Genomic DNA, 25,593 nt, shown 5'->3' on the forward strand with positions numbered 1-25,593 from the left:
GCTCTCAGATGTTGCGGTAGACGTCGCGCCGATCGCCGATCTTGACGACGAGGATGATGAGCTCGCCGTCTTCGACCTGATAGGCGACCCGGTAGCTGCCGACCCGGAGCCGATAGAGGCCCGACGGGCCGGTGAGTTTCTTGATGTCGGCGTCCTCACGGTACGGATCGTCGCCGAGCGCGGTCAGTGCGGCCAGGATGCGCATGGCAGCAGGCCGGTCAATGGCTCGAAGTTGCCGCTGTGCCGCTGTAGTGAACCGGAACGCGTACTTCACGCCGCGTCGTCAGTGCGATCGGCGAACAGGTCTGCCAGCAGCTCAGCCATAGGCACCGTCGGGCCGCCCTGGGCCAGGACCGCTTCCGCCTCCCGGGCCAGCAACACGTCGGCTGCTTCCTCCAGCGCGTTGAAGTCCGCGATCGGCACCACGGCCGCGACGGGCTCGCCGTTGCGGGTGATCACCGTAGGGGTGCCCTCCTCGGCACGATTGATGTGGTCCGCCAGGTGTGCCCGGGCTTCGCGTACAGTCACAGTGTTCTCGGCCATAACGGAAGTGTACGCATGATTGTGTACACGTGCACGGGCTCGGCCCGGGACCCGGGACCTACCTGGTGGACAGCGACATGGACGCCACCGACGTCTGGGTGGTGGAGGACCAGGCGATGGCGGTCGGCGGGACCAGCTCGCACAAGCTGCTGGTCGTCTACTCCCCGGACATCGACCCGTTCCTCCTCGAAGCGTTCGCGCCGGAGTACGCCGACTCGATGCGCGAGGCCATCCACCCGCGTTGATGTCCAGGGCCCTGGTCGGGCCGCGGTCTCGCCATGGCTCCGCACGAGGTCGGCAACGGCCTCTGCCGCACGGCTTTTTGAGCGGGCGGCAGGCGGGTCCGGGCGGTCTCCGGGCGGCTTTCCGGGGGCTTGGCGGGGCTCCGTGGAGGGTTCCGGAAAGAAAGTTCGTGAAATCCTTCACATGAAAAAGCCTGTCGTTGGGCGAACAATCTCAGCCCTCGGCCCTCATTCGAAGGTCCTAGGCCTTCTCGACCCGGTGAATGCGCGGTTCCGCGGAGTGCTTCGGCGCGCCCGCCGAGGCGGCGGTGCAGTGGTCCGACCGGCCGTGACGCGGGAACAACGCCTGATCAACGCGGGTCTCCAACGCCTCGCGGCATAAGGTGGTTCCGCTTTGGACTATGGCGTCGGTCACGAAGCCGGCGGAGTGTAGCAGATGCCCCTCCGGTGCTTGTGAAGGGGCTCACGAGCGACCCCCCATGTGGGGGTGGATACTCGATTGCATGAGCACCACGGAGCGTCCCAGGATCCTCGTTGTAGGCGGTGGGTACGTAGGCCTGTACGCGGCACGCCGCATCCTCAAGCAGATGCGGTACGGCGAGGCGACCGTCACGGTCGTCGACCCGCGCTCGTACATGACGTACCAGCCCTTCCTCCCCGAAGCTGCAGCCGGCAGCATCTCCCCCCGCCATGTCGTGGTGCCGCTGCGGCGTGTGCTGCCCAAGGCGGAGGTCCTCACCGGCCGGGTCACCACCATCGACCAGGACCGCAAGGTCGCCACGATCGCGCCGCTGGTCGGCGAGGCGTACGAGCTGCCCTTCGACTACCTGGTCATCGCGATGGGCGCGGTCTCCCGTACCTTCCCGATCCCCGGCCTGGCCGAGAACGGCATCGGCATGAAGGGCGTGGAAGAGGCGATCGGCCTGCGCAACCACGTGCTGGAGCAGCTGGACAAGGCCGACTCCACGACCGACGAGGACGTCCGCCGCAAGGCGCTCACCTTCGTCTTCGTCGGCGGTGGCTTCGCGGGTGCGGAGACCATCGGCGAGGTCGAGGACATGGCCCGCGACGCCGCGAAGTACTACAACAACGTGAAGCGCGAGGACATGCGCTTCCTGCTGGTCGACGTCGCCGACAAGATCCTCCCCGAGGTCGGCCCGAAGCTCGGTGCGTACGGCAAGGAGCACCTGGAGAGCCGCGGCGTCGAGGTCTACCTCAAGACCGGCATGGACTCCTGCGTCGACGGCCACGTGAAGCTCAACAACGGCCTCGAGGTCGACTCCAACACCATCGTGTGGACCGCGGGCGTCAAGCCGAACCCGGCGCTGTCCCGCTTCGGTCTGCCGCTCGGCCCGCGCGGCCACGTCGACACCGCCGCCACCCTCCAGGTGCAGGGCACCGACTACATCTGGGCCGCGGGCGACAACGCCCAGGTCCCGGACCTGGTCGGCCGCAAGAACGGCAACGAGAACGCCTGGTGCCCGCCGAACGCGCAGCACGCGCTGCGGCAGGCCAAGGTCCTCGGCGACAACGTGCTCTCCGGTATGCGGGGTTTCCCGCAGAAGGAGTACAGCCACGCCAACAAGGGTGCGGTCGCCGGTCTGGGCCTGCACAAGGGCGTCGCGATGATCGTCATGGGCAAGGTGAAGATCAAGCTCAAGGGCCGTCTCGCCTGGTACATGCACCGCGCGTACCACGGCATGGCGATGCCGACGTTCAACCGCAAGATCCGCGTCTTCGCGGACTGGACGCTGGCCACCTTCCTCAAGCGCGAGGTCGTCTCGCTCGGCGCCATGGAGAACCCCCGCGAGGAGTTCTACGAGGCCGCCAAGCCGGCGCCCGCGCCGGCCGCGGCCGCCGGTGACAAGCCGAAGGCCAAGGCTTCCTGAAACCCCGGTCGGCTACTCCGACCAGCCCGAAGGGCGTCCGCCATCCGTGGGGCGGGCGCCCTTTGGCGTGTCCGCTCTGGCGCAAAACGGGCGGTGTGCGGTTCTCTTGCGTGTGAACGGGACTAACGGGGCGCCCCATTGGCGTTTACGTGGTGGGTGAATCTTCTTTGCCCGACTCGTCAACACGGAGGTGTGCGACATGGCCGATGCCGCTGGACGGCTCACCAAGCTCGCCGAGGAGCTGCTGGGAGCCCCGCTCCCGGTACGCATCCGCGCCTGGGACCGCAGCGAGTCGGGCCCGCCGGGGGCACCCACCCTCGTCATCCGCCACCGCCGGGCACTGCGCCGGCTGCTGTTCAGGCCGGGCGAACTGGGCCTGGCCCGCGCCTGGGTGGCCGGCGACCTCGACATCGAGGGCGATCTCTACGAGGCGCTCGACCGGCTCGCCGGACTGATCTGGGAGCGCGACGACACCCCCCGGCCGCCGCGCGCCGCCGTACTCCGCGCCCTGGCCCGCCCGGAGATCCGCGCCGCCGCGAGGGAACTGCTCACCCTGGCCGGCGCCCCGGTCCCGCCCGCGCCGCCCGCCGAAGAGCTGCGCCGCCGCCGCGGACCGCTGCACACCCTGCGCCGCGACAAGGAAGCCATCAGCCACCACTACGACGTCGGCAACGACTTCTACGCTCTGGTGCTCGGCCCGTCCATGGTCTACTCCTGCGCCTACTGGGGGACCGGCGAGGACGGGGCGGCCGGCCTGGAGGACGCCCAGCGCGACAAGCTCGACCTGATCTGCCGCAAGCTCGGCCTCCGCAAGGGGCAGCGGCTGCTGGACGTGGGCTGCGGCTGGGGCTCGATGGTGCTGCACGCGGCCCGCGAGTACGGCGTCCGGGCGGTCGGCATCACCCTCTCCGAGGAGCAGGCCACCCACGCCCGCAAGCGGATCGCGGAGGCCGGGCTCGCCGACCGGATCGAGATCCGGGTGCAGGACTACCGCGAGATCCACGACGAGCCGTTCGACGCGGTCTCCTCGATCGGGATGGCCGAGCACGTCGGCCGCACCCAGTACGCGGAGTACGCCGCCGCCCTGCACGCCCTCCTGAAGCCCGGCGGGCGGCTGCTCAACCACCAGATCGGCCGGCGGCCGGTCGCGGACGAGGAGGCGTACCACGTCGACGAGTTCATCGACCGGTATGTCTTCCCGGACGGTGAGCTGGCGCCGGTCGGCCGGACCGTCGGCCAGCTGGAGGAGGCCGGGTTCGAGGTGCGGGACGTGGAGGCGCTCCGGGAGCACTACGCGCTGACGCTGCGGGCCTGGGTGGCCAATCTGGAACGGCACTGGAGCGAGGCGGCGCGGCTCACCTCCCCGGGCCGGGCCCGGGTGTGGCGGCTCTACATGGCCGCGTCGGCGCTGTCCTTCGAGCGCAACCGGATAGGAGTCAACCAGGTGCTGGCGGTCCGGACCCCGGACACCGGGGCCTCCGGGATGCCGCTGCGGGCGCGGGACTGGCGCGGCTGACACGGCGGTGCGCCGGACCCGTCCGGGCCCGGCGCACCCACCGGGTGCTACTCCGCCTTGATGGCCTCCAGGATGTTCAGCCGGGCCGCCCGGCGGGCCGGCCACAGGGCCGCCAGGACACCGATCAGCGCTGCCACCGCGAGGAAGAGGACGATCCGCCCCCAGGGCACCACCAGCTCGAATCCCCTGATCGACTTGCCGAGCACCTCACCGCCCGCCCAGCCGAAGAAGACGCCCAGCCCGATGGCGAGCACCCCGCCGAAGAGCGAGATCACCAGAGACTCCAGCCGCACCATCTGCCTGATACCGGGTCGGTCCAGTCCGATGGCGCGCAGCATGCCGATCTCTTGGGAGCGTTCGAAGACCGACATCGCCAGGGTGTTGATGACACCGAGCACCGCGACGATCACTGCCATGGCGAGCATCGCATACAGCAGGTTCAACATCAGGGTCAGTTGGCTGGCGATCTCTGCGGAGACCTGCTGTTTGTCGGCGACGGAGATCGCCGGGTTCTTGCCGAGCGCCGTGGTCAGCGCGTCCTTGGCGGCGTCGGTGGCGCCGTCCTTGGTCTTCACCAGCACCCCCTGATCGGCCGTCTGCTTCTGGTGCGGGGCCACGGTGGCGTTGTCCACGATGACGCCCCTGAACAGGTCGTTGCCCTCGTAGACACCCGAGACGGTGAACGTGCTCTTCGTGCCGTCCTCGAAGGTCACCGGGATGCGGGAGCCGGGGTGCAGGCCGCCCCTCGCGGCGGTGGCCTCGTCCACGATCACCCGGTCGCCCCGGATCTCGCCCAAGGAGCCCTGCGTGAAGTCGAGTTGGGTGAGCTTGCCGAAATCCTTGCCATCGACGGCGGTCAGGGTCGGCGAGTCGGCGCCGCTGGTGCCGGACTGGCGCAGTGGGCTGACGGCGGTGATCTCGTCCAGGGCGCCGAGCTTCTTCGCCACATCGGGGGAGAGCGGCGCGCCATCTTGGCTGGCCATGGAGACCACGTAGTCGGCCTTGAGCGAGGCGACGGCCCTCTTTTCGATATTGGTCTGCGCAGTGGTCGCGATCACCGTCAGACCGGTGATCAGGGTGAGTCCCACCATCAGCGCGGAGGCGGTGGCGGCCGTCCGGCGCGGATTGCGGACCGCGTTCAGCCGGGCGAGGGTGCCGGCGACCCCGAAGGTCTTAAGGACCGGCGCGGCCAGTGCGATCAGCGGGCGGGACAGCAGCGGCGTCAGGATGAACATGCCGACCATCACCACCGCCGCACTGAGAGCCATCACCAGCATGCTCGCCTTGTCGTCGGATATCCGGAGAGCGGCGAGCACTCCGGCCGTACCGGCGCCCGTGACGAGCGCACCGATGGTGTTGCGCACCACCAGCGACTTGAGGGTGGGGACGGCGTGCACACTGCTCATTGCGGCGACCGGCGGGATCTTCGCGGCGCGCCGGCCCGGCAGCCAGGCGGACAGGACGGTGATGAGGGTGCCGACGAGCGGGGCGCTCACCACGGCCGAGAGCGGGACCACCAGGGGACCATCGGGAATACCGCCACTCAGGCTGCCGGCCAGGGCGCGCATTCCGGCGCCGACGCCGATTCCGGTGACCAGGCCGATGACGGAGGCGACCACGCCGACGGCGAACGCCTCGATCAGCACCGAGCGGGTGACCTGGCGGCGGCTGGCGCCGACTGCGCGCAGCAGCGCCAGCTCCTGGGTGCGCTGGGCGACCAGCATGGTGAAGGTGTTGACGATGAGGAAGATGCCGACGAAGAGCGCGATTCCGGCAAAGACCAGGAGGCCCGTCCGCAACTGGGCAGAGTCCTCGCTGATCATCTCGGCCAGGGCGTCGGCGCGTTGCTTGCCGGTGCTGGCCTCGGCGTGGCCCTTGGGGAGCACGGTCTCGACCGCGGACTTCAGGGCCGTCTGGGAGGTGCCCGCGGCGGCCTTGATCTGGATCTCGTTGAAACCGCCGGGGGCACCCAGCAGTTTCTGGGCGGTCGGGGTGTCGAACAGGGCGAGGCTGCCACCGGCCGTGACCTGGCTGTCGTCGGTGGTGAAGATGCCGGTCAGCTTCTGCTCGTGGACCGGTCCGTTGCCGGCTACCCGTACGGTGTCGCCGACTTTGTAGCCGGCCTTGTCCGCGGTGTGGGCGTCCAGTGCGAACTCGTGGGGGCCGTGCGGGGGCACGCCGTTGCGCATCGGGTAGCGGGCGTCCGTGCCGTCGGCGCCGGGGAAGTAGTTGCCGCCCCTGCTGGTGGAGGCGTCGCCGATCAGCTCGCCCTTCCGGTCGGGGATGGCGGTGAAGCCGGAGACGATGCCGGTGGCGGAGGCCGCGCCGGGCACCCGGGCAGCCTTGTCGAGGAGCTTCTGGTCGATCACGGGGGCCGCCGCGGAGCTGCTGCCGGACCGCGGCTGGATGGCCACGTCGACGTTGCGGAGGTTCTGCTGCATTGCGGCCTGGGAGGCTTGGGAGATGGTCGAGGCGAAGACCAGGATGCCGGAGACGAAGGCCACGCCGAGCATCACGGCGAGGACGGTCATCAGCAGCCGGGCCTTGTGCGCGAGCACATTGCGCAAGGCGGTACGGAACATGAGGGGTCCTGGAGGAGAGATCCGAAGTACGGGTGGCGGCTGCCGCTGGTCAGTTCGTACGGCTCTGGGGGCCGGCGTGCTGGGCGTGCCCGGACAGCCGGCGCATGCGCTCCAGCACCGAGTCGGCGGTCGGGCCGGGCATGTCGTCGACGATCCGGCCGTCGGCGAGGAAGACCACCCGGTCCGCGTAGGAGGCGGCGACCGGGTCGTGGGTCACCATCACCACGGTCTGGCCCAGTTCGCGCACGGAGTTGCGCAGAAAGCCGAGGACCTCGGCGCCGGATCGTGAGTCGAGGTTTCCGGTGGGCTCGTCGGCGAAGATGATCTCGGGCCGGGAGGCGAGCGCGCGGGCGACCGCGACCCGCTGCTGCTGGCCGCCGGAGAGCTGGCTGGGGCGGTGCTTGAGGCGGTCGGCCAGGCCGACGGTGGCCACCACGCGGTCCAGCCAGGCGCGGTCCGGCTTGCGGCCCGCGATGTCCATGGGCAGCGTGATGTTCTCCAGCGCGGTCAGGGTCGGCAGCAGGTTGAACGCCTGGAAGATGAACCCGATCTTGTCGCGCCGGAGTTGGGTGAGCTTCTTGTCCTTGAGCCCGGTCAGCTCGGTGTCGCCGATCCGTGCGGAGCCGCCGGATATCGCGTCCAGCCCGGCCATGCAGTGCATCAGCGTCGACTTGCCGGACCCCGAGGGGCCCATGATCGCGGTGAACTCGGCCTGCCGGAAGTCGACGGAGACCGCGTCCAGGGCGACCACCTGGGTCTCGCCCTGTCCGTAGACCTTGGTGAGGTCCGTGGCGCGGGCGGCCGCCGTGGTGGCGCGGGTGGCGCTGGCGACGCCGGAGTGGTGGGTGGTCACGGGAGGTGCTCCTGTCGTACGAGGGGCCATCGGATCCGCCGCGAGCCTCGGGGCGCCGGGTTGCGGACGGGAGGCGGACGACTTCCATCGTGGGTCAGGAGGCGGGGCCGGAGCGTCAACCCCTGTGCTCGCTTTCGACCACCCCTGGGGCGTATCAGGGGTCCGGCCGTCATCCCTGCGGAGGAGAGGACTCCAGATGCTGTTGCCGTGCGGGCGGCGGCCGGAGGGGTAGTCCGGCGGGGCCGGCGGGCCGGCTGACGAGGCGTCGAGTTTCCGTCAATCCGGGCATGAAAATGCCTCGGGGGGCTTCCCGGCGAAGGTGGCCTTCAGGCATGTGCCGAAGGCCTGTACCGGCCGCTGATGCTCACTCAGTTGCCAATAAAATAAGACAACCTCGGGAAGAGCGGCCGATCTGCGTGGTGCCCTGCGGGCTACGCTCGTGCTGCCCTCTTTGAGGTGGCATGGGGGAGCCCAGGCCCGGATGGTGGAATGCAGACACGGCGAGCTTAAACCTCGCTGGCCTACGGGCCGTGCCGGTTCAAGTCCGGCTCCGGGCACTCCGCACGCTGCGGAGCTTAACTGAATTTTCAACGAGAAGGGCCGCCGGAGAAAGCCGACGACCCTTCTCCCATAGTGTGTTGTCGCTCAGCGCTCCACGAGCGCGAACAAGCTCTCCCAGCGGCCGACAATCTCCTCCGTGGAGAACCGCTGGATGTTCTCCCGGGCCGTTTCGCCCATCGTGTCCCGCAGCTCCTTGTCGGACATCAGCGCGTCGAGATGCCGGGCGAATTCGGTGACATTGCCCGGCGGGGCGAGGAATCCGTCCTCGCCGTCCGTGATGATCTCGTGGACGCCCGGCGCCACATCGAACGCCACACACGGCACGGCCGTCGCCATCGCCTCCATGGGCGCCAGCGGGAAGCCCTCGCCCCGCGAACTGAGCGCGAACACCGCGCTCTCCCGCAGCGCCCCGGGCACATCCCCGGTCCGGCCCATCCATGCCACCGAGGCGGCGATCCCCAGCTCCGCGGCCTGCTTGCGCAGCGCCTCGTCCTCCTCGCCGGAACCGTAGACCCGCAGCGTCCAGCCGGGGTGTTTGGGGGCGACTCTGGCCCAGGCCTCCAACAGCAGGTCCACGCCCTTCTCTTCGTGCAGCCGGCCGATGCTGACGACGCATTTTCCGGAGCGGTCCGAGGGCACCTCGGGGAAGAAGGGCAGCGGGTTGGGCATGAAGCCGACGTTGTCCATCCGCTGCCGGATCCAGCGGTCCGCGTCCTCCCGGGTGAGCGTCAGCATCCGGTCGACGTCCTGGTAAAACCGCTTGACCCGGGCGAAGCGGGAGGACTTGCGGCAGGTGTCGAAGGACTCATGGCTCATTCCGATCACCGTCAGATCCGCGGTATCGGCCAGCGCGACCCATTCCATGGCCCAGACCTGTGTGACGATCACCACCCCGCCCGGCTCGGCCGCCCGGAACAGCGCGCTGAGCTTGGCCGCCTGCTCGCGCATCCCGGCTTCCCGGGCCGACCGGCGGCGCTGCTCGACGAGGTTGAGCCTGTCCCTGAGGCCACGGACGGGGGTCACCGCCGGCGGGTGCCCGTCGTAGAGCGTGGTGGTCCGGAACGGCAGGTCGGGGGCGAGCTCCTGGACCCGTCCCTCGGGGGCCGGCACCACACCGACGAGGTGCACCCGGTGGCCCCGCTCGCTGAACAGCCGGGCCATCTGGTGCGACCAACTGGTGATGCCGCCCAGCTCGTTGACGCTGTTGGACACGAAGAAGATGTCCCGCGGCCGGGCTTCGTTCGACTTGGTCATCAACGGCTCCACTGCGCGAAAAACTGGTCGACGATGCTCCGGGCGGCGTCGCCCCGGTCGTATTCGCCGAACTTGGCGACGAATTCCCTGCGGCGCTGCGCGTATTCCAGCGTCTGCGACTCGAACGACTTGATCGCCTCGTGGAAATCGTCCTCGGTACGGACCACCGGACCCGGTGCGTGCTCCAGCAGATCGAAGTAGGTGCCGCGGCCCTCGTGCACATACGCGTCGTAGTCATAGGTGAAGAACACCAGCGGACGGTCGAGCAGCGCATAGTCGAACATCACCGACGAATAGTCGGTGATCAGCCCGTCGGCCAGCTCCAGCAGGGGCGTCACATCATGGCGCGCCGATACGTCGATGACCCGGCCCTGCACGGTCGGTGGCAGCACCACGTGATTGAGGTAGTGCGAACGCACCAGGAGGACATAGCGGTCGCCGAACTGATCGGCGAAACGCTCCACGTCGAAGGGCAATTCGAAGCGCCCGTGCCGGCCCCCCGCCTTGCGGAACGTCGGCGCGTAAAGCAACACCGTACGGTCCTCCGGAATGCCCAACTCCGCGGCCAGCGGCCCGCGTTCACGCACGCCCCGGTCGGCTTCCCGCTGCCGGGCGTGCACCAGCGCGTCATTGCGCGGGTAACCCACCCGCAGCAGCGTCTTCTCCTGGAGCCGGAAAGCCTTTGCCAGGGTGTGCACATCGTGCTCGGAGCGGATCAGGAAGCGGTCGAAGCGGTCCAGCGAGCGCTGCTGCTCCGCCTGCTGCTGCCGGGTCTGCGCCTTCAGCGCCGGCTGGTCGAAGCCCATGTTCTTGAGCGCCGAGCCGTGCCAGGTCTGGAGGTAGGTGGTCTCCGGGCGCTTGGTGAGCTTGAGCGGGTAGCTCTGGTTGTCCACCCAGAACTCGGCCTGCGCCAGCGCCTTGAGGTACGCCAGGGACCAGCGCCGTACGAGGGTGACGCCCTTCGGGAAGTCCTTCGGGGAGCCGGTGTACGACCAGATCGCCTCGAACTCCAGGCCCTGCCGCTTCATCTCCTCGTAGATGGCGCGCGGGCTGTCGCTGTACTGCTTGCCCAGATGGCTCTCGAAGACCACCGTGCGCTTCTTGAGGGGCAGCCGGCAGAACACCTCGTGGTAGGCGCGGAGTTTGTTGTCGCCGGAGGTGACCTTCTTGCGCAGCGCCTTCGCCTTGCGGTAGCCGGTCTTGGCCAGCGTCCCCGGCGTGCCGTGCACCCCGCGGTGGATCAGCTCCTGGACGCGCTCGGCGTTGCGGCCCTCGCTGACCAGGCGGAACGCCAGATGTCCCTTCGCCGAGACATGCGGCTGGAGGTGGTCGGCGACCATCCGCGTCAGCCGCGGCCGCACCGGCAGCGGGTCGGACAGCGGGGTGTCGGCGACGGTGAGCCGGGTCGTGGTGCGCACCCCGTCGACGTCCAGGCGCAGCCGGACGTCCCAGATGGAGTCGACGATGCCGAGCGGGCGCAGCTTGGCGGTGAGGTCCGCGGTGGCCGTCCAGTGGATGCTGTCGCCGTCGTGGCGCAGCTCGCGTACCGGGAAGTGGAAGGACTGCAGACTGCGCCGCCGGGCGCTGAACTCCAGCTCGCCCTTGAGCCGGGCACCGGGCGGGATGACGCCGAGCGGGTTGGTGATCCGGCCCTCCAGCGCGACCGCCCGGCCGGACCCGCCGAAGCGGGTGAGCTGGTTGCGCAGGAACAGCTGGTTGACCGGCTTCTCGTGGTAGCCGATGTCGGTCACGTCCAGGATCTCGCGCCCGAACGCGTCATCGAAATGGCCGTCGCACCAGTAGATGCGCCCGTCGTGCTCGGTGAGCGGCGCGGAGACCTTGTCGCGGTTGATGAGGGTGTCGACCGCGGGGATCAGGTGGTCCCAGTCACCCTGCTGGAGCAGGTAGGCGCAGATGGCCTGTATCGGCTGGACCCGCTCATACGCCTCGGGGGCAATGCTCGCGAGGTATTCCCGGGAGAGCTCGGAGAATTCCTGGCGATAGGAATCGTCGCGGAACGGCAGGTCCCGCAGATGCAGCACCAGATCGTGCTTGAGGAATTTCACGTCCTTGGCGAGCTTCAGCTCGTCCAGGCCGCGTTCCGCCAGCAATGCGTCGATACGCCGGTGGATCTCCAGCCGGTGCGTGTAGTTGGTCATTTCGTGGCGCCGGTTCGTCACCGACTTCACGGCGGCCCGTTCGTATACGTGCCAGAAATAGACCTGATTGGGAATCAGGGTGATGCGGCGCGCCGCGAGATACGCGTCGGCGATAAACATCAGATCCTCGTAGAACATCCCCTTGGGGAATCGGAGATTGTTCTCGATGAGGAAATCGCGGCGATAGCACTTGTTGGTGGACAGGGTGTCCCAGACGAACAGGTCCGGCAATTCCGTGACGGACTCCAGCGTGCGGGTCGTGGAATACAGCCAGGCGTACCACTCGTCGCGCTTCTGGTTGCGGGTGTCCTTGTGCAGCCGGACGCACAGACCGGAAACAATGTCCGACCCGGTTTCCTCGGCGGCCTCCAGCATATTGCGGCACGCATTGATCTCCAGGACGTCATCGCTGTCCAGGAACATGACATAGCGGCCCTCGGTGTGCTGGATACCGGCATTGCGCGGTTCGCCTCCCGCGCCGCTGTTCTCCGGCAGCTGGAAGGCTCTGACCCGGCCCGGGTGGTCGGCCGCGAGCCGCTGCGCCACTTCGAAAGAACGGTCGGTGCTGCAATCGTCGACGATCACCACCTCGACGTCCCGGAGCGTTTGGTCCAGCACGGACTGGACCGCGGTCGGCAACCGGTTGGCGTCGTTGTAGACGATGACGACTACTGAGACGTCAGGCACAGGCACCTCAACCCTCTTTCGCTGCTGTTTCCCGCCAGAATAGCCCTATCTGTACCCTCGGATTGCAACCGATCGCGCCCATAGCATCACGGACAGTGAGCTGCGGAGGCATTGTCAAGGGGCACTCCGGTGCGGATCTTGACCATGCGTCAGCCCGGCGATGCACCCACCGGGGCGGGTTCCGGTCGGCAGGGAAGACGGCCCCTCCGGTGAATCGGTTGCCTGCTGTGTCCGGTGACGTCCGTTGCGATCAGACATTTATCGGATTCCGTCCGGGCGGTGCAGGGAAGGAGCATCGGACGGAACAGAAGGAAAATCCCAGTTCGCGGCGGGAGGACACACCCGCCGGCCGCGGACGGGAGCAAGAACGATGGCAACAACGGCAACGCCAACAGCGACAAGAACCACGACAACGGACGACGGCAAGAGGACGGCAAGAAGGCGACAAGAAGGTGACACGGTCGTGACGGGAGACCGAATACCCGGAATGCGGGGGCGGGTGGCCGAGGGGCGGCACGACATCGGGACGGCGGGCCGGAGGCGCGACGAGGTCCGCATCCTCCCCGGGCACGTCTCCGGCCGCCCGTACGTCCTCCTCATGGCGGATGTGCCGTCCCGGGTTCAGGGAAAGATCCTGCTCAAGAACTAGCGACGCGCCTTTGCCAAGCCATTACGCTTGCCGTCAAGGCCGCGCAGGGCGGCCATGGAGGAGTGAGATGAGGAGCAGCAACCCGGTCTTCTCGCGACGGGGGTTCAGCCGCGACACCGGCTACGCGGGCTTCAACGCACCGCCGCAGGCCGGGGGCCCCGCCGCGAACCCGTACGCCGGAGCGAACCCCTACGCGCAGGGCGGTAACCCCTACGCCGCGGACGCGACCAACCCGTACGCCCAGGGCCAGCAGTCCGTCACCCAGGCACCGCCGCAGTACGCGCCGCAGACCCGCCCGATGACGATGGACGACGTCGTGGCCCGTACGGGCATGACGCTCGGCACGGTCATCGCCGGCGCCACCGTCGGCTGGCTGTTCCTGACCGAGAGCCTCGGCTTCGCCGTCGGCGCCGGTCTGGTCGCGATGGTGCTGGCGCTCGTCCAGTCCTTCAAGCGCAAGCCGTCGCCCGCGCTGATCCTCGGGTACGCGGCGCTGGAGGGCCTCTTCCTCGGCGCGCTGAGCGGCTACCTCAACGGCCTGCCGAACATGAACGGCGCCCCGATGCAGGCGGTGCTGGGCACGATGGCGGTGTTCGTCGCCATGCTGGTCGCCTACAAGACGCGGATCGTGCGGGTCACCGCCCGCTTCACCCGCTTCGTGATGATCGCGGCGCTGGGCTTCGTCCTGCTGTCGCTGGTCAATGTGCTGTTCATGGCGTTCGCCGGCAGTGAGGGCCTCGGCTTCCGCAGCGGCGGCCTGGGCATCGTCTTCGGCATCGTCGGCGTGGTCCTCGGCGCGCTCTTCCTGGCGCTGGACTTCAAGCAGGTCGAGGACGGCATCGCCTACGGCGCTCCGCGTGAGGAGTCCTGGCTGGCGGCGTTCGGCCTGACGCTGACCCTGGTGTGGATCTACATGGAGATGCTGCGGCTGATCTCGATCCTCCGGGGCGACTGACGCCCGGCCGCCCGGCGCACCCTGCGCCGGGCGCAACCGCCGAAGGGCCCGCGGGCGAACTGCCCGCGGGCCCTTCGGCGTGAGTGTGTCGGGTGGGTGAGCGTCCTGAGCCGCACCGGTACGGAGCCCGGCACCGGGGATCAGAACTTGCGCGCGGCGCGCCTGAGGTCATATTCGTGGACGATTGCCTTGGCGTGGCCGTAGGCGAGGTTGTGCTCGCCGCGGAGCCAGCTGACCTTTTCATCGAAACGGAAGAGAGCGGGGCCTTCGTCAACGGCGCGCAGCCAGTCGGAGATTTCCCGGCCGGTGCACTGCGGGATACGAGAGAGCATGTTCCGGTGGGTCTCTTCGGAGAAGAGCTGAGACATCGGCGCCTCCGGACGCGGTCGATGCTGGTTCTTCAGCCCACCGTGCCTGAGCGTTCGGGCGTTGGCAACCACCCGGGAGTGGCGCATAGGCTCACGGCGTGCTTGACGTGACCCCCTTGCAGACCGCCGTGGACGCCCTCGCCGACCGCCTCCGGTCGCTGCCCCAGAGCAGGCTCGACCAGGGCGCCGCGGCCGAAGCGCTCGCCCTGGCACGGCAGTTGGCGACCCGGGCGCAGCTGATCGAGCGGCCGGGGGAGCCCCCGTACGAACTGCCGGACGCCGGGATGTTCGAGGTCGGCGACCAGCTGGCGGTGGCGGGTCACGATCTGGTCGAGGCGCTGCGGGCCGCGGCCGTGCGGATGGCCGGCAAGACGGTGGATTCTGACGCGAATGTGGCCCCCGCCGACGAACTGGCGGGGGCCGTACGGGACGTCCGGGCGGTCGCGGAACGTTGGTAGGCGTCCGGGGCGCGTGTGACGCCTCGGGTCAGAGTGAGGCGATGACGCGGTCCGCGAGGATGTAGACGCTCTCGTCGCGGGACTCGCCCCAGGAGAAGGTCAGCGCGTACGCCCCGGAGATGCCGGAGCCGCCCAGCAGGACGGGGGTGCGCCCCGCGTGCAGTGCGTCGGCCACCCGCTCCGCGGTCTCCCGCTGGCCGGGGGTCAGGCAGAGCGTGGTGCCGTCGGCGAAGACATAGACGTCGAGGGTGCCCAGCGGGCCGGGGCGGACGTCGGCGAGCGGGGTGGCGTCCTGTGCCAGCTCCTCCAGGCGCGCCACGGTGCGCTCATGATCACTGATCACCGGGGACGGGGAGAAGTCCGGGTGCGAGGGGTGGCGCCGGCGCGCGGCGGCCAGCTCGGCGGACTCGGTCTCCTCGACCGGCTCCAACTCCGGCGCGTCCAGGGCGTCCAGCGCCTCCACGGCCTCCAGGGGGTCCATCGCCTCCAGGGCGTCCGGGCCCAGCAGCGGTTCCAGACCGGCCGGGTCCGACTGGCGGGGCAGGAACGGATGGGTGTCGAGCCGGTCGAACTCCGGGCGGTCGGACGGCTCGCGGTGGTCCGCGCGGGGGTCCAGCAGGCCCTCGTCGCCGAGGCCGACCAGCCCGCCGAGCAGGGACGGGGCGTCGGCGGCGTCCCGGGCCTCCTGGGCGGCCCAGAAGGCCCGGGCCTCGGCGAGTTCGCGCTCCCGCTCCTCGGCCAGCGCGTCCGCGACGGCGGCGCGTATGTCCGCGAGCGGGGTCTCGGCGGCCGGGACGGTGCGGGCGGTCGGGATGGCCGCGGCGGCCGGGTGCGCCGGCGCGGGGCCGGCCGCGGTGTCCTGGTGGACGGCGAGGAGATCGGCGTGCAGTCCGGCGATCTGGCGGCGCAGGCCGCGGGCGGTGTGCAGGGCGGCGGCGCCCAGCGCCACGGCGGTCGCCGTGGTCAGCAGCAGGACGACGTTGGTGACACTCATGCCGAAACCTCGCTTCGCTCGGCCTCGCGCGTGCGAGGCGCGCCCCCTGCCATGGTTCGCTCGTTGGGCTCGCTCACGCCGAAACCTCTCTGTTCGGTCCCGCATGCGCGAGACGCGCACCTCTCGACTCGCTCGGGGCGCTCGCTCATGCGTCCTCCCCACTTCGCTCGGCGGCCCGGTTGGCTGGGGCCGCGCATCGGTACCCGGACTTCCCCCGGCCGTCCGGCGGGGGCCCCCTTGTTGATGCGCTCGCTGGAGATCACGCCGGGTAGTGGATCGGTCACCGGCGTACTCCCGTTAACAGAATGTTCTCCGACTTCCTACATCAGCCTGCGGGGGGTCGGCGACCGCACCTTGTGCCCTATGCCCCGAAATGGCGGGGAGTCAGGGCTCTGTATGGAGCGGTGCCCCCGTGCTGACCTGCAAGAACGTGTCTGCCCCGGGGTGTTGGTCACAATCCTGGGGGAGATTGGGTCGCGATCTCGTTAACGAGTGGTCCAGGTCACGCCGTGTCGCCGCCCGTGTTCACGCGAGCGCAAAGGGTGTGCGCGGGGTGGAAGTTGGTCCGTTTTCTCCCCGCGCACACCCTGGGTGGTGCAGAGGAGGGCAGGAGCGCGAACCCCTACCCTCCGTTACTGCTCAGCTCGGCCGCGCGTGCCTGTGGCCGCGCCGGGCTTCGCTACAGCTCGGCTCAGCTCAGCCGCTCGATCACCATCGCCATGCCCTGGCCGCCGCCCACGCACATCGTCTCCAGGCCGAACTGCTTGTCGTGCCACTGGAGGGAGTTGATCAGGGTGGTGGTGAGGCGGGCGCCGGTCATGCCGAAGGGGTGGCCGACGGCGATCGCGCCGCCGTTGACGTTCAGGCGGTCCAGGTCGATGCCCAAGTCCCGGTAGGACGGGATCACCTGGGCGGCGAACGCCTCGTTGATCTCGACCAGGTCGATGTCGGAGACCGAGAGGCCGGCCCGCTGGAGGGCCTGCTTGCTGGCCTCGACCGGGCCGTAGCCCATGATCTCGGGGGAGAGGCCGGAGACGCCGGTGGAGACGACCCGGGCCAGCGGGGTCAGGCCCAGTTCGCGCGCCTTGGTGTCGGACATGATGACCAGCGCCGCGGCGCCGTCGTTCAGCGGGCAGCAGTTGCCCGCGGTCACCAGGCCGTCGGGGCGGAAGACCGGCTTGAGGCCCTGCACGCCCTCCAGGGTGACGCCGGCGCGCGGACCGTCGTCCTTGGCGACGACTGTGCCGTCGGGCAGCGTGACGGGGGTGATCTCGCGCTCCCAGAAGCCGTTCTTGATCGCCTGTTCGGCGAGGTTCTGGGAGCGGACGCCGAACTCGTCCATGTCCTGGCGGGTGACGCCCTTGAGGCGGGCGAGGTTCTCCGCGGTCTGGCCCATCGCGATGTACGCGTCCGGGACCAGGCCGTCCTCGCGCGGGTCGTGCCAGTCCGTGCCCTCCTGCTCGGCGCGGGCCGCGGTGCGGGCCTCGGCGTCGGCGAAGAGCGGGTTGTGGGTGTCGGGCAGGCCGTCCGAGGAGCCCTTGACGCTGCGCGAGACGGTCTCGACACCGGCCGAGATGAAGACATCGCCCTCGCCGGCCTTGATGGCGTGCAGCGCCATGCGGGTCGTCTGGAGCGAGGAGGAGCAGTAGCGGGTGATGGTGCAGCCCGGGAGGTGGTCCATCCCCATCTGGACGGCCACGATGCGGCCGAGGTTGTGGCCCTGCTCGCCGCCGGGCAGGCCACAGCCCAGCATCAGGTCGTCGATGTCCTTGGGGTCGAGCTCGGGGACCTTGGCCAGGGCGGCCTCGATGATCTTTGCGGTCAGGTCGTCCGGCCGCATGTCCTTGAGCGAGCCCTTGAAGGCGCGGCCGATCGGGGAGCGGGCGGCTGAGACGATCACGGCTTCGGGCATCACGGCTCCAGAAAGGCGAAGAAGGCTGGACTGTGAGGGAAGTTACCTGCACGTACAGCTGAGGTCACGGGGTGCGTGCTGTGATGCGGGCCTCTTTTCTAAGCGGGCGCTTATGGGAACGGGGCGGGGCCGCCGGGTATTCCCGTACGGCCCCGCCCCGTTCCACCGCGCCGCGCTCACCGCCGGGCCGGCGGCCGGTCGCTCACGGGATGACGGACGACGGACCGGTGGCCTCCGGCGCCGGCAGCTGGCGGCGCCTGCGGTGCTTGAGCAGCGCCCAGGGGGCGCGGGAGGCGGTGACCTCCGTGCCGCCCTCGGAAGCCGCCTCGGCGGCCGCCTGCTCGACCGGCAGGATGCCCTCGCCACGGGCGGGCTCGGGGCGCTCCTCCTCCGGCCACAGGCCGAGCGAGGCGCACAGCGTCGGCAGCACGGCCATCGCGGCGGTGGCGTACCCCTCGGCCGACGGGTGGTAGTTGTCCGGCCCGAACAGTTCCCTCGGACGCGCCTCGAACTCGGGGCCGAGCAGATCGCCGAGCGAGACCGTTCGGCCGCCGCTCTCGATCACGCCGATGGTCTGGGCGGCGGCCAGCTGCCGGGAGAGCCGCCGGGCCACCCAGCGCAGCGGCTGGTAGACCGGCTCGATGGTGCCCAGATCCGGGCAGGTGCCGACGACCACCTCGCAGCCCGCCGCGCGCAGCCGGCACACCGCCTCGGCGAGATGGCGGACCGACTGCGCGGGCGGCATCCGGTGGGTGACGTCGTTGGCGCCGATCATGATGACGCAGACGTCCGGGACCTCGTCACCCGCCGTCAGCATCAGCTCCACCTGGCGCTCCAGGTCGTCGGACTGCGCGCCGGGCAGCGCCACGTTGCGGAAGTCGACGGGCAGCTCGGAGAGCGCGGCGAGGCCGGAGGCGAGCAGCGCGCCCGGGGTCTGGGAGGCGCGGTGCACGCCCTGGCCCGCGGCGGTGGAGTCGCCGAGGAATCCCAGGCGCAGCGGCGGGCGGTCGTTGCGGTGACCGAAGGCGGCGCCGTAGCGGCCGTCGGCGCACGGCGGGATGTCGCTGGAGCCGCCGACCGTACGACGGGCCAGCCGGACCTCGGTCAGCAGCACCCCGACGGCGGCGACGCCGAGCAGCCCGACCCCGCCGCCGCCGAACGCGGCCGCGGTGGCGATCCGGCGTGCCACTCGCGCCCTGGACATCGTCATCGGCATGGGCCGGGCACCTCCCCGTGCAGTGCGGGCGCGCCGCGGCCCCGCGGGCCGGACGCGCACTTGAATCGGCAAGAACTCCTACAACAGGGTGTTGCCCGTTCCTGCACGGAACGCAACGCACCCTTCCTCTAACGGACCCGGGCAATAGGCTGGCCGCACGGGCGCAGGAGAGCGTGCCCCCGACCGCGGAGACCACCGTGCAGTTTTACGATTCGATGATTGAGCTCGTCGGCAACACCCCGCTGGTGCGGCTCAACAACGTGACCAAGGGCATCCAGGCCACCGTCCTGGCGAAGGTCGAGTACTTCAACCCGGGCGGGTCGGTCAAGGACCGGATCGCCGTGCGGATGATCGAGGCCGCCGAGCAGTCGGGTGAGTTGCAGCCCGGCGGCACGATCGTCGAGCCCACCTCCGGCAACACCGGTGTGGGCCTGGCGATCGTCGCCCAGCAGAAGGGCTACAAGTGCATCTTCGTCTGCCCGGACAAGGTGTCGACGGACAAGATCAATGTATTGCGGGCCTACGGCGCCGAGGTGGTGGTCTGCCCCACCGCGGTGGACCCCGAGCACCCGGACTCGTACTACAACGTGTCGGACCGGCTGGTGCGCGAGACGCCCGGTGCCTGGAAGCCCGACCAGTACAGCAACCCGAACAACCCGCGCTCCCACTACGAGACGACCGGTCCCGAGCTGTGGGAGCAGACGGCCGGGCGGATCACCCACTTCGTGGCGGGCGTCGGCACCGGCGGCACCATCAGCGGCACCGGCCGCTATCTGAAGGACGCCAGCGAGGGCCGGGTCAAGGTCATCGGCGCCGACCCGGAGGGCTCCGTCTACAGCGGCGGCTCCGGGCGCCCGTATCTGATCGAGGGCGTCGGTGAGGACTTCTGGCCGACCGCCTACGACCGGACGGTCGCCGACGAGATCGTGGCGGTCTCGGACAAGGACGCCTTCCAGATGACCCGGCGGCTGGCCAAGGAGGAGGGCCTGCTGGTCGGCGGCTCCTGCGGGATGGCCGTGGTGGGCGCGCTGGAGGTCGCCGCGAAGCTCGGGCCGGACGACGTGGTGGTGGTGCTGCTGCCGGACAGCGGCCGCGGCTACCTCTCCAAGATCTTCAACGACGAGTGGATGGCCGACTACGGCTTCCTGGAGGAGGGCGGGCCCTCCGCCCGGGTCGGCGAGGTGCTGCAGCACAAGGAGGGCGCGCTGCCCTCGCTGGTGCACATGCACCCGGAGGAGACCGTCGGCGAGGCGATCGAGGTGCTGCGCGAGTACGGCGTCTCGCAGATGCCGATCGTCAAGCCGGGCGCCGGGCACCCCGACGTGATGGCCGCCGAGGTCGTCGGCTCGGTCGTCGAGCGGGAGCTGCTGGACGCGCTGTTCACCCAGCGCGCCTCGCTGACCGACCCGCTGGAGAAGCACATGTGCCCGCCGCTGCCGCAGGTCGGCTCGGGCGAGCCGGTCGCCGATCTGATGGCCGTTCTGGAGACGGCGGACGCCGCGATCGTCCTCGTCGAGGGCAAGCCGAAGGGCGTGGTGAGCCGGCAGGACCTGCTGGCCTACCTGGCGCGCGAGGCCGGCAAGTAGCAGTGGTTCCCTGCGGCCGCCCCCAGTGGCGGCCGCCGCGCGCCGCTCCGGTACCCGTCACGGCGTCATGTGGCCGTCAGGAAACGGGGCGTCGACGCAAGGTGTACGTATGCGTCATGTGCGCGCAGCACGCCCTTAACGCGCGTCGGGCAGATTGAGGGGCACGGCGACAAGGACCTCCGGAGCGGCTCCCGGACCTCCGCCCTCGCCGCCCGGACGTGCGGCCGGCCCTGACCCGGTCCGCGTCCCCCGCGGGGACCGCCGTCGTCCCGCCCCTGGCCTCCCGGCCGGGGTGCGGCGGTCCCCGCCACGCTCCTTCGCCCGCTCCGGCCGGCCCGCTCCCGCCGGGGCGTCAGTCCGCGGCCCCGTCGCGGCGGCCCGTCCGCGGACGCAGCGGACGCCACCCACCCGCCCCCTGCACGGCGTTGACGCCGACCAGACCGGCCCAGGTCACCAGCAGGCCCGGCAGCCCGGTGTGCACCACCGCGACCGTGGACATCGGGATGGCCAGCACCAACGAGAAGGCGGCGAACCCGAAGCGCTCCCAGAACTCCCTGCCCTGGCCCGTACGGCGGGGCGGCAGGACGCCGCGCGCCACCTGGACCTGCTGCTCGGCCAGTTGCCGCCGCACCCGCCGGTCGACGCCCTCCTCCAGCTTCTCCAGGAAGGATTCCAGCAGTTCCGCCTCGTACTCCGGCCCCAGTTCCTTGCGCGTCTGGAGGGTCGCATGGAGTTCTTTGCGGAGATCGGGGTCGTGTGTCGCCATACCGCCGAGCGTACGGACGGCGGGCGGGCGGCGCCCTGGGGTTAACCCCCCGATCCGGCGGGGGAACGCTCCCCGGGGAGCGGGTCGGGTGCCGCGGTGCGCGCGGTGTCGTGGCGGGCGGTGAGCCAGTACAGGACGGCCGGTACGGCGAGCCCGACCAGCCAGGAGATGTCGGCGCCGCTGAGCGGTGCCACCAGCGGGCCGGTGTAGAAGTGCGTGGCCAGGAACGGCAGTTGGGCCAGTACCCCGAGGGCGTAGACCGTCAGCGCCCGGACGTTCCAGGCGCCGTAGCGGCCGGCCGGGTCGCTGAGCGCCGGGATGTCGTAACGCTCCTTGGAGAGCAGGTAGTAGTCGACGAGGTTGATCGCCGACCAGGGCGTGAAGAAGGTCAGCAGGAAGAGCAGGAAGTCCTTGAAGGCCGTCAGGAAGGAGTCCTTCCCCAGGAGCGCGACGGCGGTGCCGGCCACCATGATCCCGGCGATGTAGGCGGCGCGGCCGCGCGCGGAGAGGGTCCGCTGTCCGCGGAAGCCGCTGACGCTGGTGACCAGCGACATGAACCCGCCGTAGGTGTTGAGGACGTTGATGGTGAGTTTGCCGAGGGCGATCACGAAGTAGAGGAACGAGGCGATCAGCCCGGTGCCGCCCAGGCCGACGAGGTAGCCGACCTCGTGGCCCACGAACGCGGTCGGCGCCGCGGCGGCCGCCAGCGCGCCGAACGTCATCGACCACTGCGAGCCGAGCACCGAACCGGACAGCGTCCACCAGAACGTGGCGCGCGCCGAGGTGTGCCGCGGGAGGTAGCGCGAGTAGTCGGCGACGTACGGGCCGAACGCCAGCTGCCAGGACGCCGACAGCGAGACGGCGAGCAGGAAGACCGGCAGCCCGAAGCGGTGGTCGGCGAGCAGGGTGCCGAGGTCGGCGCGCTGCAGCAGCCGGATGCCGAGGTAGACGAAGGCCAGCGCGCAGACCAGGCCGGCGATCTTGCCGAGGGCGTGGATGAGGCGGTAGCCGACCGTCGCGGCGACGGCGGTGACCGCGGCGAAGAGCACGATGCCCGGTGTCTCGCCGAGGTGGGTCAGCTCGCCGACCGCCTGCCCGGCCAGCACGCTGCCGCCGGCGAAGAACCCGGTGTACATCACGATGACCAGCGCCAGTGGGACCACCGCACCGCGCACCCCGAACTGGGCCCGGGAGGTGATCATTTGCGGCAGTCCGAGCCGGGGCCCCTGCGCGGAGTGCAGCGCCATCACCGCACCGCCCAGGAGGTTGCCGAGCAGCAGGCCGATCACCGCCCAGAAGGCGTTCGCCCCGAAGACGACCGCCAGCGCGCCGGTGACCACGGCGGTGACCTGGAGGTTGGCGCCCAGCCAGAGGGTGAACTGACTGACCGCGCTGCCGTGGCGTTCGTCGTCGGGGACGACGTCGATGGACCGCTGTTCGACCACACCTGCCATGAATCCGCCTCGGGTCGCGCCTGTATGGATTCATGCAGGATCGATGGCGGTGAATGGAAGGTCAATAGGCGGGGCGCGCCGACATGGCAATCGGCGTGGTCATGGACGTGGCTCTCGGCGCGGTCGTCGCGGGGGTCACCTGCCGGTGGCGGCCGGCTCAGGCGGCGGGCGCCGCGTCCATCGGCCGCAGCTCATCGGCGTACGAGACCGAGACCCGCCGCATCAGGCCGTCCTCGGTGATGTCGTACTGGCCCAGGCGCCACAACGGCGGCGAATAGGCGTGCACCGACACCGCGTCGTCGGTCGCGCCGGTGAGGCGGTGGATGTGGTCCGGGCCGAAGCAGAACGAGGAGCCCGCGCCGACCGTGGTGGCCAGGTGCTCGCCGCCGATCCGGGGGTTGGACTCGGTCAGGGCGCCCTGGACGACGCGCACCGCCCCCGAGGAGAGGTCGTGGTCGTGCCAGCCGGTGTCGTTCCGCCGGGTCCAGCACAGCAGCCAGACGTCCACGAACTCGTCGCGGTACAGGGAGGCGTAGTGCCGCTCGGTGTCGGAGAACGCCACTTGCTCGCGCCACAGGCCGGGGCGGGCCGCGAGCGTGTCGACCAGGGCCCGCAGCTCGTGCTTGCCGAGGTTGCGCTCGGGCAGTGCGGAGAACGGCTGCGCGCCGTCGGGGACCTCACGGGCGGCGGCCTGGGAGGTGTGGTCCGTCATGGGCGGGCTCCTTTCGTCGGGCCCAGCAGGCGGGCCGGATTGGTGTGGCGCAGGGCGTGGACGGCGGCGTCCGCGCCGAGGTCGGGGAGGGTGGGCGCGGCATAAGGGCGGTCGCTGCCGTTGACCACCACGTCGATGCCGACGGCCCGTACGAGGGCGTCCACCGCGCGCGTCCCGTAGGAGGACGTCTCGTAGAAGGCGCGGCAGTCCACCCGGCCGCGGTCCCGTCCGCCGCCCCGGGCGACCAGCCGCTCCCCGTGCAGCGGCGCCAGCCCGGCCAGCGCGGCGAAGCACACCCGCAGCTCCGGGTGGCGCGGCCGCCCGAAGGCCCGGAAGGCGAACCAGGAGGCGTGCAGCTGCTGGACGTACGGGACCAGGGCGGGCCACCAGGCGGGCGCGGCGGGTCCCGCGGCCGGGGCCGCGCCCGGGTGCACGAACAGCGGCTTGTCCTGCTCGGCGAGGGCGTCCAGCAGCGGTGCGCAGCGGTCCCAGCCCGCGGCGTCGAGCAGTGCGGTGGCGGGGAGCTGGAGGCCCACGCAGCCACGCGCCAGCTCGCGCCGCAGCGCCGCGGTGTCCGGCTCGGCGGCGGACAGGCAGGCCGACGCCCAGACGCCGAAGGGGGTGGGCAGGTCCAGCGCGCCGTCATGGAACGCGGCGAGCAGCGGCGCGGCCTCCGCGGGCGGCAGATACTCGATGCCGAGCGGGCTGGAGAGCGACACCAGGGCCAGGTCCAGGCCGTCGGCGCGGGCGAGCCGGGCGCGGGCCGCGGGGTCGTGGTCGGCGGGGTCGACCGCGTACGGCGGCTCACCGGGCAGGTGCAGGGTCCAGCCGTCGAGCCGGGGCGGCGCGGTGCGGGACCGCAGCAGGGCGAGGAACCCGGGCGGCCAGAGGTGCTGGTGGACGTCGGTGGGCACGGGCCTCCCTCCGGGGCGGCGCGGTCGGCCGGACGGTACCCGCGGCCGGGTCCGCGGCACTGAACCGTTTCACTTAACCGATTAACTGATGCGTTTAAGTGAAACGGTTAACAACTGCAGCTGTCAAGGTCGCACCAGCTCCGCCGGGCCGTGGGCGCCCTCGGGAGGGGCCACATCGTGGACAGGTCCGGCACCCTCCTTGGGTAGGCTTCCGGACATGGCCAGGCCCAATAAGCGCACCACCCTCCGTGAGGTGGCCGAGGCCACCGGACTCTCCACCGCCGCCGTCTCCTACGCGCTGCGCGGCAAGCATGTCTCCAAGGAGACCGAGGAGCGGGTGCGCCGGGCCGCCGCCGAACTCGGCTACGAGGCCGACCCGATCGCCCGCGCGCTCGCCAGCGGCCGGACGAGCACGGTCGGAGTGCTCGCCGGCGATCTGCAGGACCTGTGGCAGCAGCAGCTGATGGCGGCCATAGGGCGCGAGTTGCTGGCCGGCGACCGCTATGCGCTGATCCTCGACGCGGGCGGCGACCCCGGACGCGAACTCTCCCTCGCCAAGCAGCTGCGCGACCAGCGGGTGGACGGTCTGCTGGTCTCGCCCGTCGACCCGTCCGCCGAGGGCTGGTCGAAGATCGCCGACGCGGTGCCGGTGGTCTCCATCGGCGACGCGCTGAGCCGGGCCCGTACGGCGGGCGAGGTGCTTTTTGACAACCGGGCGGGCATCGACGCCGTGCTCGACTACCTCCGCGGACTGGGCCACCGCCGGGTCACCGTGCTGACCCCCACCGGCCCCTCCACCCCCGACCGCCCCGCCGACGTCTACGTCCGCGAGGCCGCCGACCGCCTCGGCATCGAGGTCGTGGTGCTGCCCTGCCCCCAGGAGTTGGACGCGGCGACCGCGATGGCCCGCCGCGTCCTGGCCAACAGCCCGGACGGCCACCGCCCGGCCGGCGCGCTCGCCCCGCCCACCGCCGTCTTCTGCTTCTCCGACTCCATCGCCTACGGCGTCTACGCGGCCGCCGCCGAGGCCTCGCTCACCATCGGCCGCGACCTCTCCGTCGTCGGCTTCGACGACCACCCCGTCTCCCGCGTCCTCACCCCGCCCCTGACCACCGTCGACTGGGGCCTCACCGACATCGCCAAGGAAGCCGCCCGCCTCGCGGTCGCCGCCATCGAGGGCCGTCGCGTCCGCCGCAAGCGCATCCTCTGCGCCCCCCGCCTCTCGGAACGGGGCTCGGCGAGCCGGCTCGCGCGGGGGTGAGGGCGTAAGGATGCCCGTCGGACGCCGACGCCCACGTCCCGTTCCCCGGCTGCACCGCACCC

At 70.6% G+C, this 25,593-nt stretch carries 22 protein-coding genes and 1 tRNA gene; 9 read left to right on the top strand and 14 right to left on the bottom strand.

From position 1 onward, the window contains the following. Positions 1–4: 4 nt before the first annotated feature. A complete protein-coding gene (locus tag ACFW5B_RS04555; RefSeq protein ID WP_386433105.1) occupies positions 5–274 on the bottom strand; it encodes a type II toxin-antitoxin system RelE/ParE family toxin in 270 nt (89 codons plus the stop codon). Next, a complete protein-coding gene (locus ACFW5B_RS04560) occupies positions 271–543 on the bottom strand; it encodes a type II toxin-antitoxin system Phd/YefM family antitoxin (RefSeq protein WP_386433108.1) in 273 nt (90 codons plus the stop codon). Before ACFW5B_RS04560 ends, ACFW5B_RS04555 begins: the two co-directional genes overlap by 4 nt. Before the next feature lie 29 nt (positions 544–572). Between ACFW5B_RS04560 and ACFW5B_RS04565 the strand changes: the two genes are divergently transcribed. The 3 genes from ACFW5B_RS04565 to ACFW5B_RS04575 all read left to right on the top strand — a co-directional run bounded on the left by ACFW5B_RS04565 (position 573) and on the right by ACFW5B_RS04575 (position 4,190). Beyond that, a complete protein-coding gene (locus ACFW5B_RS04565; RefSeq protein WP_386433111.1) occupies positions 573–788 on the top strand; it encodes a hypothetical protein in 216 nt (71 codons plus the stop codon). Between the two features lie 500 nt (positions 789–1,288). Beyond that, positions 1,289–2,674, top strand: a complete 1,386-nt coding sequence (locus tag ACFW5B_RS04570) for an NAD(P)/FAD-dependent oxidoreductase (protein ID WP_386433113.1) — start codon at positions 1,289–1,291, stop codon at positions 2,672–2,674. Between the two features lie 199 nt (positions 2,675–2,873). Continuing rightward, on the top strand, positions 2,874–4,190 hold the full coding sequence (locus ACFW5B_RS04575) for a class I SAM-dependent methyltransferase (protein ID WP_386433116.1): 1,317 nt from the start codon (positions 2,874–2,876) through the stop codon (positions 4,188–4,190). Between the two features lie 47 nt (positions 4,191–4,237). Here the strand turns inward: ACFW5B_RS04575 and ACFW5B_RS04580 are convergent, their stop codons facing one another. After that, positions 4,238–6,772, bottom strand: a complete 2,535-nt coding sequence (locus tag ACFW5B_RS04580; RefSeq protein ID WP_386433119.1) for an ABC transporter permease — start codon at positions 6,770–6,772, stop codon at positions 4,238–4,240. Between the two features lie 49 nt (positions 6,773–6,821). After that, complete coding sequence (locus ACFW5B_RS04585; protein ID WP_386433122.1) at positions 6,822–7,625, bottom strand: ABC transporter ATP-binding protein; 804 nt, start codon at positions 7,623–7,625, stop codon at positions 6,822–6,824. Positions 7,626–8,100: 475 nt separating this feature from the next. Between ACFW5B_RS04585 and ACFW5B_RS04590 the strand changes: the two genes are divergently transcribed. After that, a tRNA-Leu gene (locus tag ACFW5B_RS04590) sits at positions 8,101–8,182 on the top strand. 88 nt (positions 8,183–8,270) lie between these two features. On the opposite strand, the gene ACFW5B_RS04595 is transcribed toward ACFW5B_RS04590, so the two are convergent. Next, positions 8,271–9,440 (bottom strand): glycosyltransferase, encoded by a 1,170-nt coding sequence (locus ACFW5B_RS04595; RefSeq protein WP_386433125.1) that lies wholly within the window; start codon positions 9,438–9,440, stop codon positions 8,271–8,273. Next, positions 9,440–12,286, bottom strand: coding sequence for a CDP-glycerol glycerophosphotransferase family protein (locus ACFW5B_RS04600; protein WP_386433260.1), 2,847 nt, complete (start codon positions 12,284–12,286; stop codon positions 9,440–9,442). The genes ACFW5B_RS04595 and ACFW5B_RS04600 overlap by 1 nt, the downstream gene beginning before the upstream one ends. Before the next feature lie 463 nt (positions 12,287–12,749). Between ACFW5B_RS04600 and ACFW5B_RS04605 the strand changes: the two genes are divergently transcribed. Next, on the top strand, positions 12,750–12,935 hold the full coding sequence (locus ACFW5B_RS04605; protein WP_386433128.1) for a hypothetical protein: 186 nt from the start codon (positions 12,750–12,752) through the stop codon (positions 12,933–12,935). A gap of 67 nt (positions 12,936–13,002) precedes the next feature. After that, positions 13,003–13,890, top strand: coding sequence for a Bax inhibitor-1/YccA family protein (locus ACFW5B_RS04610; RefSeq protein WP_386433131.1), 888 nt, complete (start codon positions 13,003–13,005; stop codon positions 13,888–13,890). Between the two features lie 140 nt (positions 13,891–14,030). Here ACFW5B_RS04610 and ACFW5B_RS04615 read toward each other — a convergent pair whose 3' ends face one another. Beyond that, on the bottom strand, positions 14,031–14,258 hold the full coding sequence (locus tag ACFW5B_RS04615) for a DUF4287 domain-containing protein (RefSeq protein ID WP_018093122.1): 228 nt from the start codon (positions 14,256–14,258) through the stop codon (positions 14,031–14,033). Between the two features lie 98 nt (positions 14,259–14,356). Here ACFW5B_RS04615 and ACFW5B_RS04620 point away from each other — a divergent pair, with 98 nt between their 5' ends. Continuing rightward, positions 14,357–14,716, top strand: a complete 360-nt coding sequence (locus tag ACFW5B_RS04620) for a hypothetical protein (protein WP_386433135.1) — start codon at positions 14,357–14,359, stop codon at positions 14,714–14,716. 28 nt (positions 14,717–14,744) lie between these two features. On the opposite strand, the gene ACFW5B_RS04625 is transcribed toward ACFW5B_RS04620, so the two are convergent. From ACFW5B_RS04625 to ACFW5B_RS04635, 3 genes are all read right to left on the bottom strand, one after another. After that, a complete protein-coding gene (locus ACFW5B_RS04625; protein WP_386433138.1) occupies positions 14,745–15,710 on the bottom strand; it encodes a hypothetical protein in 966 nt (321 codons plus the stop codon). Positions 15,711–16,401: 691 nt separating this feature from the next. Then, the gene (locus ACFW5B_RS04630; protein ID WP_386433141.1) at positions 16,402–17,622 is read right to left on the bottom strand and encodes an acetyl-CoA C-acetyltransferase; all 1,221 of its coding nucleotides are present in this window, start codon (positions 17,620–17,622) and stop codon (positions 16,402–16,404) included. A gap of 202 nt (positions 17,623–17,824) precedes the next feature. Further along, positions 17,825–18,838, bottom strand: a complete 1,014-nt coding sequence (locus tag ACFW5B_RS04635; RefSeq protein WP_386433144.1) for an SGNH/GDSL hydrolase family protein — start codon at positions 18,836–18,838, stop codon at positions 17,825–17,827. 197 nt (positions 18,839–19,035) lie between these two features. On the opposite strand from ACFW5B_RS04635, the gene ACFW5B_RS04640 reads away from it, so the two are divergent. After that, positions 19,036–20,424, top strand: coding sequence for a cystathionine beta-synthase (locus ACFW5B_RS04640; protein ID WP_386433147.1), 1,389 nt, complete (start codon positions 19,036–19,038; stop codon positions 20,422–20,424). A gap of 352 nt (positions 20,425–20,776) precedes the next feature. On the opposite strand, the gene ACFW5B_RS04645 is transcribed toward ACFW5B_RS04640, so the two are convergent. The 4 genes from ACFW5B_RS04645 to ACFW5B_RS04660 form a co-directional block, all read right to left on the bottom strand. Further along, positions 20,777–21,190: a hypothetical protein gene (locus ACFW5B_RS04645; protein ID WP_386433150.1), complete on the bottom strand. Its 414-nt coding sequence runs from the start codon at positions 21,188–21,190 to the stop codon at positions 20,777–20,779. Between the two features lie 41 nt (positions 21,191–21,231). After that, positions 21,232–22,644, bottom strand: a complete 1,413-nt coding sequence (locus ACFW5B_RS04650; RefSeq protein WP_386433153.1) for a purine-cytosine permease family protein — start codon at positions 22,642–22,644, stop codon at positions 21,232–21,234. Between the two features lie 157 nt (positions 22,645–22,801). Continuing rightward, positions 22,802–23,356, bottom strand: a complete 555-nt coding sequence (locus ACFW5B_RS04655) for a cysteine dioxygenase (protein WP_386433156.1) — start codon at positions 23,354–23,356, stop codon at positions 22,802–22,804. After that, on the bottom strand, positions 23,353–24,270 hold the full coding sequence (locus tag ACFW5B_RS04660; RefSeq protein ID WP_386433159.1) for an amidohydrolase: 918 nt from the start codon (positions 24,268–24,270) through the stop codon (positions 23,353–23,355). The genes ACFW5B_RS04655 and ACFW5B_RS04660 overlap by 4 nt, the downstream gene beginning before the upstream one ends. A gap of 217 nt (positions 24,271–24,487) precedes the next feature. Between ACFW5B_RS04660 and ACFW5B_RS04665 the strand changes: the two genes are divergently transcribed. Beyond that, positions 24,488–25,531 carry a LacI family DNA-binding transcriptional regulator gene (locus ACFW5B_RS04665; protein WP_386433162.1) on the top strand — a complete coding sequence of 348 codons (1,044 nt, stop codon included), beginning with the start codon at positions 24,488–24,490 and terminating at the stop codon, positions 25,529–25,531. The last annotated feature ends 62 nt before the right edge of the window (positions 25,532–25,593 follow it).

The sequence above is a fragment of the Streptomyces sp. NPDC058773 genome, assembly GCF_042746015.1.
Lineage (GTDB): Bacteria > Actinomycetota > Actinomycetes > Streptomycetales > Streptomycetaceae > Streptomyces.